Raw genomic sequence first — 12,047 nt, forward strand, 5'->3', positions numbered from 1 at the left:
TTATTGTATCAAATCCGAAATCGGAATCTTTTGGAAATACAGCTCCTTGACTCCTTCATAAAGAATTCCGATATGGTCTTCATCAACCATGGTAAGACAGGAATAACCATACGTTCCCTCTTCATAAAGTTCTAGCTGGTTCTTCTCGGGCCAGCTCATTCCTCCATCGAAACTGGTCTTTATGGTGATATGGTTCCGTTTGGTCTTTGAATTGGGGTTTGAAAAGAACAGGATTTTTCCCCGTTCAGGATGTTCGTATGCCAGGATACTTGCCATACAATTGGGTTCGATCAATGCTTTTCGGGAAGTGGGGTGTTCTTCCCATGTTTTACCCATGTCAGTACTTATGGCCACGGAACGGCCATTGATGGAATCGTTTCGATTGGCCCGATTTCTATCGTCCCTCATGTTCAGCATGAGAACCCCATTGGAGATTTCCACCACTTGCGCTTCGGTAGTTTCTGATTTTGCTCCTGTTCCAACGACCCAAGATTGACCACCATCTTCACTGTAGATGATAGTGGAATGCGGTATCCTATCCTTGTCCTTGTACTGTGCGGCAAAGACCAACGTCCCGTTCTCCATCGTTATACCAGAGCCCGGCCCGTTGAAAAACAATTGCCATTCTGGTTTCTTGGTCATGGATGTGATATTGATGGGCTTGGACCAAGTAACCCCATCATCTTCACTTTTTACCAAAATCAATTGGCCTGTCTCCTTTGGTGACATTCCAGGCTGGGAAGCATTCCACGCACGCTCTCCTGGATGACCATGGAGCCAAAGGGCCGCCACCCAAATGGTATTTGTGTTTTTGTCGACAAGCACTGCAGGATCTCCAATACCGTTCTGATCTTCGGACAGACCTCCGTACTCCCCCATATCCATGATAACTTTCATAGGTTCCCACGTTTGACCTCCATCCGTGCTTCGGCTCATACCAACATCAATATCTTCTTGAAGATCCACCGGGTCATTATACCTATTATCGTACACCGCAATCAAGGTTCCCTTATTCGTGGTGGCCAGACCTGGTATGCGATAGGTGTCAATATTATCCTCACCTGCTTGCTTAAGGGCGATTCCTATACGTTGGGGACTCATCCCTGAAGTAATTTTAGGGCTTACCTCTGTTCCGCCTGCAAGCTTAATAGATATAAGCTCAGCATTTATTTTATGGGTCAATTCCGGGGTGTCCTTCAATTCAACAGATAGCCAAAAATTATGTTCCCCGGACCGTATGGGACTACTCCCTATGATGGTAAATGTTGCTGTTGGTTTTGTGATTGTACCAAAAGCAGTTTCCTCTTCCATGGTGCCGGTTTCACTGTATAAAACTGTTGCCTGGGCAATATCATTGATATCCGTGGTACCTTCCAATGAAAATGTAAAGGCTTCCAGCTGCCTACTTTCCAAAGTATCGGTCAAGCTTATGCCCATATGTAAAACCGCATTCCGTTCCTTCTTGGCCAAGATTGGCATAGTTGGTTGCTGTGTTTCTATTTGGATTCCGTAATCCATTTTTTGTCCACATGATATAATCCCTGCCAATACAAAGGCCGTAACTGTCATCCCGAGTTTATTCTTCACCAATCCCATTGATTATTTATTTTCTTTGTTTTCTATTCTTTCAAATGTTTTCCAGCATTGATACAGGGCCCTTGGAACATGAAAACAACCTTTCCACTTCCCTCCTTTGAGCGTTATATGAGGTTCTCCCTGACGGTTTAAATATCCGAACCACTCCCCATTTTCCGGGTCGGGGAAATGTGACCAGGCGTATTCATGGACTTTTTCATACCATTGCCAAATTTTATCGCATCCTGTTTGTTCATAAGCCTTTACCAAGGCTACTAAGGCTTCCAAATGAACCCACCAGAGTTTTTGATCGTGTTCCAATTGTTGTGGTGGGTGGCCCACGGCATCCTTAAAGTAAAAAATTCCGCCGTATTGTTGATCCCATCCAAAGTCCAACAAACTGAGTATGGTCTGCTTTGCTTTTTGAATCAATCCCAAATCATTACGCCGCACCCCTATGTCCATCATAAACCACATGGCCTCCAGACCATGGCCCGGATTGATGAGTCGGCCTTCAAAAGAATTGTTCAGCGACCCATCTGGATTGACATACTCGTATATGAGGTTTGAATCTTCCCTAAGAAATACCCTCATAACCTCATCCACACAAATGTCAATGGTTTTCTCAACTTCCTTAGAATCGAGCACGTGTTCCAGTTCCAAAACCAAATTGGAAAGTATCATGGGCAAGGCAAATCCTTTTAAAGGCCTGTTGCCCGTGGATTTTTCATAGGATCCCTTAGGTGTTTCCTTTCTGCTCAAAATATTGGTATAGATCAGCCTTGCCATATTTCCCACTTCTTGATTACCGGTGGCCCTGGCATATTGTGAAAAAGCCATTGCTGCAAAACAATCTGAAAATATATTATAAGGTTGCACCAATGGTCTGCCATCACAGGTCAGTGAAAAATAGAAATTACCCTGGGTATCCCTTCCATATTTTTCCAAAAAATCGATGCCAGTCTTGGCCATTTCCAACCAATCCGACCTTTTCTCTACAGTATTGTAAAGCATTGAGAACAACCAAGCCTGTCTACCTTGCAGCCAAACAAATTTATCTTCATCATAAACACGGCCCTTCCTGTCTAAACATGTAAAATACCCACCATTTTCTGTATCCAATGAGTGGGTTTCCCAAAATGGCAGCACATCATCAAAGAGTGCATTTTTATAAGTCTTTGAATATTTCATATTATGTATGACATAATACAAATATACAATATATTTTAAATATCTTTGCCACTGTAGACTTAAAAGATGTTATGTTTATATCACGGTGAGTTATAGCAATTCGCCATCAGCTTGAATTTCCATTTATAGTTAACCAAAAGCTTTATGAAGCAATTAAAAAAGTTAAAGCCAGTTGACACCCTTTCACTAGTTGATAAAGTAGAACTAAGGCTATTGGAATTTTTTAAGGAAAATAATCTTGGACCTGGCGATCCCATCCCAAAAGAATTGGATTTTGCCACCAACCTTGGAGTCAGCAGAACTGTTGTTCGTGAAGCTCTATTGCGGTTGCGAACCTTGGGACTCATTGAATCCAAAAAACACAGGGGGATGATATTGAAACAACCTGATATCATCAACAATTTTGAGCGGATAATGGACCCCACCCTATTGGGCACGAAGACCTTAAAAAATCTGTTTGAGCTTCGGATGATCCTCGAAATGGGTATGGCCGATTTTCTTTTTGAACACAAAACCCAGAAAGAACTTGATGAACTGGAGGAAATAGTGGAAGCGGAAGAAGCTACCAGTACGGGCAAGGCCAGATTTTCTTTGGACAAGGAAGTTGCCTTTCATGGAAAACTTTATCAGATTTCCAAGAATGATACCCTACAGAGATTCCAAGGGTTGCTCTTGCCTGTTTTTGAATATGTTTATTTGAAAGAGACCAAGAACCGTAATTTGGATGATTATCATTATACAAAAGGGACATTTGTTACCCATAGAATGCTTTTGGACAATCTAAAAGTAGGCACTCCCGAGACGTTTAGAAATGCTATGCGAAGACATTTAGAACCGCATTTTGACCATATTTTCAAAAACGGAAAAAAGTAACCCTTATCTTAAAAAAAGAGGACCAAGGAAATTGGAAATCATTAATTTCCCATTGGGATTTACATCATAAAACACAAAAAGGCCCGACTACTATCGGGCCCTTTCTCTTGAACTAAACTAAACTAACTCAAAACAATCAATCAGATTTTACTGCCATCCGGGCGTTTGCTCCAACAATGGGTTTCTTCCTATCATATCTTCCGTAATGGGCAATATTAATTTATACTCATCGCCAGAGTTAAGAAAACTTACATTATCTATCACAAAGCTGTCTCCGGCACGTCTTAAATCCCACCAACGTTTTCCCTCACCCACAAACTCCTTGTAGCGTTCATTTAAGATGGCGTTGGCATTATCGGTTTGGGAGCCATTCACATAGGCATGGGTCGCAGGTACATAATTGGCACCATAGGCCCTTTGACGTATTTGGTTGATTTCCCCAGAGGGATCTTCCCCGAGAAGATTCTTGGCTTCGGCCAATAATAAGAGTACATCTGCATATCTGTACAATGGCACATCATTTTCAAAAATTCGTTCAGAGCCATCTACTTGACCTAAAAACTTTTTGAATATGGACCCAAAATATGTTGGTTCGCTGTAGGTGGGATAACCGGCACCGCCATTGTCATCTGTATACAATCTTATGAATGTTGCATCTTTACGGGCATCGTCATTATCATCCAACAACAAAATGGTTTTTTCAGATTGTCCATATCTATTGGCCCCTGCAATAATAAAATTGGCCATGGATTCTCCCGCAGCGTTGAACTGGGGATTGATTTCCGTACTTCTTCCTGTAAAACTGTTATAAATGTTCGAGGCTTCATCACGCTGGTACTGAACAGCAAAAATAAACTCACTATTTCCTTCGTTTGGCACTCCCCACAAATTATCGATGCTGGGTTCCAGACTTATCCCAAAAGAGGCGATTTGCTGCAAAGCCGTTTTGGCCTCGGTAAGGTCGGCATTTCCACCTCCCATTAAATTCCCGGACCATATATAGACATCGCCTTTGAGCGCCAAGGTGGCTGCCTTGCTCCAAAAATTCTTGTTGCCTGCCCAAAAACTATTGTCCGAACCAAAAGCGTTCAGCGAAGCGTCAATATCCGATTTTATAAGGGCCATAACATCACTTTGAGACGACCTTTCCCTACTTAATCCGGCTGGGTCAACGGTTGCCAAAGGTTCCAAGATGATAGGTACATCACCCCAGGTTTTCAATAAAGTGTAGTAATATAATGCCCTTAATCCGTAGGCTTGACCAATTAGATGATCTTTATCGGATTCATTGACAAAATCTATTCCTGGCACATTGACCAGAAAGTCATTGATCCGATGAATCTGGGTGTAAAGCCCCGTCCAACCTCCAAAAGGAGCGGTTGAGACTGTAAAGCTCGATTCTATCAATGATACATTTGCCGGTGACTCATAGGTCCTACCGCCCCAGACATCGCTTCGTATTTCTCCAAGCAACCATAGCGTTCCGGTCGCATCCCTTAAATCTGCAAACATTCCCGTATGGGCCGTTCTAGCACCTTCCTCGGTATCCCAAAATCCAGCCACTGTCAGTTCACTTGGTGCTACCAGTTCCAATTCGCTTTCACAAGCAAAGAGGCCCAACACCACTGTTAATATTATGATATACTTTTTCATTTCTGTATTTTTTAAAATGTTACGTTAAGTCCAATGGTAATGGTTTTGGGTACTGGAAATTCACCGTACTGCACGCCACCAACCTCAGGGGTATCCCCGCTCATACTCTTGAAATAATGTAGGTTGGTCCCTGTTACGTTGATGCTCAACCTTTTGATCACATCATTAAAATACTCAGTAGGGACATTGTACGTCAACGTTACCTCCCTCAAGGCCAAATAATCTCCTTTTTCCCAAAACTTTTCGTTGCCTTCGGTCTGTAAACTTCCAACACTTTCACTTCCCCTCCAGACGTTCTTGGTTCCGTTTACGAACACAAAACGAGGCCAGTCGGTATCGGTGTTGTCAGGTGTCCATGAATCCAAGACCTCGATGGGTTGTTCCAAATTACCCTGTGTCTGGGCATATCCTTTGTTCCTGATATGGTTCCATACCAAGTGTCCTGTGGCAAAATCCGTTTGCACGAACAGGCTAAAGTTTTTGTAAGTAAGACTTGTATTGAATCCTCCGATAAAATCTGGTGTGGTACGCCCTATTACCTTTCTGTCAAGGTTATTGATTATACCATCCCCATTTTGATCGACCCATTTTACATCACCTGCCCATCTTTGGTTACGGCTGGCCCCGGGCACATATTCGTCGGTAATGCCATTATCGGCATCAGCCTCGGCCTGATTGGCATAAATGGACTCTTGTTCAAAGGCCACCACCAAATCACCTCCATAGCGTTGTCCTTCCTGGAGTCCTCCGACCCACTCTTCTTGGCCCGTAGCAGGATTCCAAATCAAGGTTCCGCCCTGTCTGTTCAAATCATTGTCATTCTCAGGTAACTCCACCACATAATTTTTGTTGGAAGTGATGGTAGCTCCTAAATTCCAAGTAAAATCATCTTTTCTGATGACATCACCATTTATCTGAAGCTCTATCCCTTTGTTTCTATATGTCCCGTTGTTGGTTCTTATGGAACTGAAACCTGTATAATAGGGCAAGGTCAAGTTTGCAATCTTATCCTTGATATCCCTGGAATAGACATCCATGATCAAGTTTAAACGACTGTTGAACAAGGATAAATCCAAACCTGCGTTTAAAGTAGTGGAACGCTCCCAAGCTAAATCGAGGGTCGGTAAACTTGAATTGGCATAACCTGTCTGTCCATTGTAGACGCCTTGGCCACTATACGATCCAAAAACCACGTAGTTCCCTAAATAATCAGGTGCCCCAGGAGGGGTCAGGGAGCTCACATTTCCATTGACACCATAACTCAATCTAGGCTTTAATACGGATATGGTCTTCTCTAATCCTGAAGCTTGAAAGAAATCTTCATTGTGTACATTCCAACCAAGGGATGCTCCAGGGAAGAACCCAAATTTATTGTTACCCAATCTTGAGGCCCCATCATTTCTGAATGTAAAGCCGACCAAGTATTTATTGTCGTAATCATACAACAACCTTCCAAAGGTTGAGGTAATCACCTGTTCCGATTCGAAAGTTGAAGGTATTCCATTCGCCTCTGCCCCTGCATTGAGTGTTTGGATCAAATCCGTTGGGGAATTCCTTGTCCCCGCCCCGGAAAGGAAAATATTGTCCTTATAATATTCCGCCCCAACCAAAGCATTTACATTATGGTTCCCAAAGCTTTCGATATAGTTCAAGGTACCTGTCAGCTGATTCCTCAAGGTCCTATTCAAACTAACGCTGGCTTCTCTACCAGTACGTAAAGGTCCTGTGTTGCTACCAACCCTGTAGGCCTTGTTAAAACTCTCGTTATGGTTATTGATGGTGAAATGGCTTCCGTTCAAAGAGAGCTTCAATTCATCCATAGGATTCCAATCGAGGCCTACTGAAGCTGTTAAACGCTGTTCCAAGTTCTTTCTGACAAACTTATCCTGATAATACAGAGGGTTTCCAAAGCCTTGGTTCTGACCTGGCGCATATTGATCGGACCAAGTTCCATCGGGGTTACTATCATAGGTTCTGGAAGTTGCAGCCTGTCCTTGGAACCTTCTGAACACGGTATCTTCATTACCCAATCCACCTAGGCTTAAATTGGAATGGGAATATAAAATGTTGGAGTTTACCTTTACCCTATCACTGATCTTATAAGACCCACTAAACTTTCCGGAGTACCTTTTAAAACCTGTACCCAAGGTAAGTCCATCGTTGTCCAAAAGACCCAATCCTAAGTAGTACGTACCTTTTTCGTTGCCTCCATCAAAGGATATATAATGATCCTTGGATTCACTGGTTTGATAAATTCGGTCCCCTACATCCTTATTGTCATAAAACAGAATCTGTTGACTAGGATTTAAAATATCTGGAATGGATTGCCATCCTGGCTGATTAAGGAGGTATTGATTATCTGATGTCAACAATTGTGTGGTAAAGGGGTCATTTGTAGCATTGTTCCCTGTGGCCGCACTATGGTTACCGTCCAAAAAGGCACTGAATGCCCCGGGATCGCCCGTCGCCTCCCTATACCAGGCCACTGATTGCCTGTTGTAATTGATATGATCTGCCGCACCAATATATTTTTGGTCGTTCCGCTCATTGTTTATACTGTATCTGTACTTATAATTAATGGAAGACTTACCTGATTTACCCGATTTGGTCGTAATCAGAATAACCCCATTGGCCGATCGTGCACCATAAATGGCCGTGGCCGCCGCATCTTTTAATACCTCTATTGATTCAATATCATCTGAGTTTAAGGCATAAAAAGAACTGGGCACTCCATCGACCAAAATCAATGGCGAGTCACTACCACTAAAATTGGTTCCTCCACGCAGTACAATTTCTGGTGTAGAGCCAGGTTGCCCCGTGGTATTGGTTACCCGCAAACCGGCAATAGTTCCTTGTAAGGCAGTGGCGGGATTGGAACGTGTGGCACTTTCCAAAACTTGAGTGTCCAACTTTGCCACCGATGAAGTTAGGGTTGCCCTTGACTGACTACCGTATCCCGTTACCACCACTTCATCAAGCATGGCTGTGTTCTCGGCTAAAATCACATCGATGCTGGTTTGGTTGGCAACCGAAATTTCTTGGGTAGTAAACCCAATATAACTGAACACCAAAATGTCGCCGGAACTTGCTTCAATGACGTAATTTCCATCGAAGTCTGTTTGGGTACCATTTGAAGTGTTCTTCACCAAAATGGTGGCTCCAGGCAAGGGAACACCATCCGTACCTGTTACATTACCAGTTACCCGTAATTCCTGACCGTACATAGTGGCCGAAAACAGGCTTAACAAAGCAAAGAGGAAAAAATGAGTAAGTCTTCCCTTTTTCCAAGGGCACTCCCACAAATTGCTCCTTGTGCATTTTTCTACATAGTTTGAGAGTTTCATAGATTTTAAAGTTTGATTATCTAAGTGTTACGAAGCGAATATATTAATTTTTGTATTATGTATAACATAATTCATTAAATTTTTTTGCTATTGTGCTGTATCTTGATAAAATGGCTTGGACATACATTCCGATATTTCTTCCTTTTCAAAAAGTAGTTTTGCCTTGTTCATCTTTTCGTCATCAAAAGCCTTATGCGGAAAGCGACTGGGTCCCATATCCAATCCAAATGATTTCATTAAGCTTTTACTACCCCCATGAAATCCACCCAAAGACTCTAAAATGTTAACAAAAGAAATAGCCTTAGCCTGAAGTAGCTTTGCCTTTTCCATTTCACCTTGAGATACGTAGGAGGCAATATCAATATACAATGGAGCCAAATGGTTATAGGTACTACCCACCCACCCTGTGGCTCCAGCTATCAGACTATCCAAAAATTTTTCATCTATCCCAAAGAAGAGTTTCATTTTTTGGGAATCATACTTTAAGCATTTGCCGAAATCTTGCATATGATCATTGGTGTACTTGATTCCTGCAAAATTTGGGATGTTGGTCGAGGCCTTTTCCAAAAAATCGGCCATCAAAAAATCTACCCTTGTCAATACCGGTATGTGATAGTAGTAGAAAGGAATATTGGGAGCAGATAGTGCTACTTCTTTGCAATAATGGAGCAAATCATCCATTGTTCTAGGCTTAAAGTAAAAAGGAGGTAAAGCCGCGATGGCATCCACCATTTCAGCTGAATGTTCTGCCAGTTCCTTGGATTCACGCAAATTGGTATGCCCCACATGGTTGATCAGGTAAAATTCTTCGGGTTTATTTTTAGCCCAAACCTCTATTAATTGTTTGCGCTCCGTGGTGCTCAATGATGTAAAATCACCTGTTGAACCGTTCACAAATGCTCCACTTACCCCATTATCAGTTAAAAACCCTGCATAATCTTTGATAATAGATAGATTCAAGGATGCGTCTGTCTGCATTGGAGCATATGTGGCTGCTATTAAATTTTTCATATGTATTATGTATTACATATTGCTAAATAAAGCAATTTCTATAATTTATCAAACAAAATTTTAGAATATCTGAATACTCTACCGTTCGCCAGCATTCCTGGACTTTAGTTTTCATTGATATTTTGGCTTGGACCATATTGTTTACTAAAAGTAAAAACTAAGTAAATAAATTCCCTACTACTCGGTTTGTTATCAGCAACTGAATTGAGCATGAAAATTCATCTCAGTAAGCGTACTCATCAAGGTACAGGATAAGTTGGAGCACAATACCTATCCAAATCGTTAAATCTTTCTAGAGATACCTCAGCTCAAGTTGGTTTTGCATAATTTTAGTTTCGATAAAATAAATTGAATGCCAATCTGTTTTATCCATACGGCCAATATTTTTCGAGTTAGAGCATTTGGCATCACTCATGACATCATCCAATGAATCCTAAAGATTTGTTTGGTCAACTTTTAAAGTAATACCACATAGGAACAAGTAAACAGTTATCAATGAACCCAACACTAGAACCATTCTTCAACCAGTCTTTGGATGGTCTTTGCATTGCCGATTATGAAGGGTATTTTGTAAAAGTAAACCCTTCATTAAAATCACTTTTGGGATATTCGGAAAAGGAGTTAAAATCAAGATTGATTTCCAGCTTTATCCATCCAATGGATCGGGAAATGACCGCTAACCACCGTGGAAAGTTGTTGAAAAACAAGCCTTTGGTCAACTTTGAAAACAGATATATCACCAAATCAGGTGAGCATGTTTGGCTGCATTGGACTGCCATTCCCATATCTAAAAAGGGTCTCATTTATGCCATTGCAAAGGATATTACCCATACTAAAAAATTGGAACAGGATCGCATAACCCATTTAGACCAACTTTCTAAGGTCAATGAAACCCTTAGACAACAAAATTATGCCACCCCTCATGATCTAAGATCCCCTCTCAATAATTTACTTTCCCTGCTCAATTTAATTGACCTTTCCAAAATTGATGACAAGGATACCCTCGAAATACTAGGCTTGATATCGCTTTCTGCGGAGGGTTTAAAGAGTTCTCTCAACACCTACTTAGATTCGCTGAAGCAACGTGAAGTATCCACAGAAAAATTGGAAAAAGTCAACTTTGACCAAGTGTTCCGGAAAGTCAAAAATTCTATTGGCGCATTGATTCAAAAAGAGGGTGTTGTGTTCATTACGGATTTTTCAGAAATGGAAGACATCGTCTTCAAACAACAGTTCATGGAAAGTATTTTTTTAAATCTTATCACAAATTCCATAAAATATGCGCAACCGGGTGTTCCCCCCATCATTTCTATTGCCACTGGGGACACTAATGGAAAAAAAACACTCGTCTATGAAGATAATGGTGCAGGAATGGATTTGAACAAAATGGGCAGTTCAATTTTTGAGATACAAGATAGGGACAGCGGAAACCAAGAGAGTAAAGGTGTGGGGCTATATTTGATAAAAAGCCAAATAACCAGCCTTGGGGGAAGTATTGAGGTGAAAAGTACCCTAAACAAAGGCACTAGGTTCAACCTAATTTTTAAATAATCGTTTTAACTTGAACAAAGACCACCAAACCAACATGTTTGGTGGTCTTTGTACTTTCAAACCAATCTGGGAGGAAGGTGAATAGAGGCTACAAATTGCCAAAAACTGTATCCCTTCCAAGCAAGGTTTAAGGGTTTAAGCTATATGTAAAGGTAATTACGGTCTGTACGGAATTCCCATTTATCTCAGTCACAGTATAGTTATCCGAAAAGCTAAAGGTAGTTTCATCTGCGCTGAAGGAAGTGGTAATATTTTGAAGCGTACAGCTCCTTACCAGACTCAAGGTCTGTGAAACTAATTGCCAGTTCCCCTCGGTTGTAACCGCATTTTCACACCCTTCAAAATTTCCCTCTTGGCCAATTTGGTATGATCTATCGGCATTAAACGTATAGAAAGTGCTCTTTTGACAATCCGAATATTGGGCATATATATCATTGCTGGGATTATCTTCTCCATCATCCGTGATATCTACGTCTTCCACCGAAATTATGGCAGAGAGAGACCATGTTCCAACCAATTTTTGCTCATTTGCGGTGAGAGCCCCGGTAAAATCTTCCGGACAATCCGCTCCATCATCAGAATTGCAAGCAGTCATTAAAACTCCCATTGCCAGTGCTGCAAGGGCCATTAAAGCATTTTTTCTCATAAAGTATGTTTCTGTTATATATAGATGGATGATATAAATGCATTAAGGTTGCATGTATGGATAAGCCGGGTAAACTGACCCACCTTCGCCGGATAAAACTGACCATAGCAAACGAACTGCCCAGATTTGATCTATCCTTGGGTTAAACTTAGTTTTTATTTTTTAATTTTCTTCTCATCGATTCTCCTTTTATATCTATTCTG

General features: G+C 41.4%; 8 protein-coding genes. 2 read left to right on the top strand and 6 right to left on the bottom strand.

What is annotated here, in order from left to right; all coding sequences use genetic code 11:
• Together EZV76_RS13230 and EZV76_RS13235 are read right to left on the bottom strand one after the other, a co-directional pair.
• Positions 1-1,569, bottom strand: coding sequence for a sialidase family protein (locus EZV76_RS13230; protein WP_236640925.1), 1,569 nt, complete (start codon positions 1,567-1,569; stop codon positions 1-3).
• Between the two features lie 30 nt (positions 1,570-1,599).
• Positions 1,600-2,766 carry a n-acyl-d-glucosamine 2-epimerase gene (locus EZV76_RS13235; protein WP_136567038.1) on the bottom strand — a complete coding sequence of 389 codons (1,167 nt, stop codon included), beginning with the start codon at positions 2,764-2,766 and terminating at the stop codon, positions 1,600-1,602.
• 144 nt (positions 2,767-2,910) lie between these two features.
• On the opposite strand from EZV76_RS13235, the gene EZV76_RS13240 reads away from it, so the two are divergent.
• The gene (locus tag EZV76_RS13240; RefSeq protein WP_136567039.1) at positions 2,911-3,639 is read left to right on the top strand and encodes a FadR/GntR family transcriptional regulator; all 729 of its coding nucleotides are present in this window, start codon (positions 2,911-2,913) and stop codon (positions 3,637-3,639) included.
• Positions 3,640-3,786: 147 nt separating this feature from the next.
• Here EZV76_RS13240 and EZV76_RS13245 read toward each other — a convergent pair whose 3' ends face one another.
• The 3 genes from EZV76_RS13245 to EZV76_RS13255 form a co-directional block, all read right to left on the bottom strand.
• Entirely contained in the window at positions 3,787-5,292 is a 1,506-nt protein-coding gene (locus tag EZV76_RS13245) for a RagB/SusD family nutrient uptake outer membrane protein (RefSeq protein WP_136567040.1), read from the bottom strand.
• An 11-nt stretch (positions 5,293-5,303) separates the two neighbouring features.
• Positions 5,304-8,636, bottom strand: a complete 3,333-nt coding sequence (locus tag EZV76_RS13250) for a SusC/RagA family TonB-linked outer membrane protein (RefSeq protein ID WP_136567041.1) — start codon at positions 8,634-8,636, stop codon at positions 5,304-5,306.
• A gap of 87 nt (positions 8,637-8,723) precedes the next feature.
• The gene (locus EZV76_RS13255) at positions 8,724-9,647 is read right to left on the bottom strand and encodes a dihydrodipicolinate synthase family protein (protein WP_136567042.1); all 924 of its coding nucleotides are present in this window, start codon (positions 9,645-9,647) and stop codon (positions 8,724-8,726) included.
• Positions 9,648-10,142: 495 nt separating this feature from the next.
• Here EZV76_RS13255 and EZV76_RS13260 point away from each other — a divergent pair, with 495 nt between their 5' ends.
• Positions 10,143-11,198, top strand: coding sequence for a PAS domain-containing sensor histidine kinase (locus EZV76_RS13260; RefSeq protein ID WP_136567043.1), 1,056 nt, complete (start codon positions 10,143-10,145; stop codon positions 11,196-11,198).
• 127 nt (positions 11,199-11,325) lie between these two features.
• On the opposite strand, the gene EZV76_RS13265 is transcribed toward EZV76_RS13260, so the two are convergent.
• Positions 11,326-11,844, bottom strand: a complete 519-nt coding sequence (locus tag EZV76_RS13265; RefSeq protein WP_136567044.1) for a DUF5004 domain-containing protein — start codon at positions 11,842-11,844, stop codon at positions 11,326-11,328.
• Between the last annotated feature and the right edge of the window lie 203 nt (positions 11,845-12,047).

Source organism: Flagellimonas alvinocaridis (genome assembly GCF_004916895.1).
GTDB lineage: Bacteria > Bacteroidota > Bacteroidia > Flavobacteriales > Flavobacteriaceae > Flagellimonas > Flagellimonas alvinocaridis.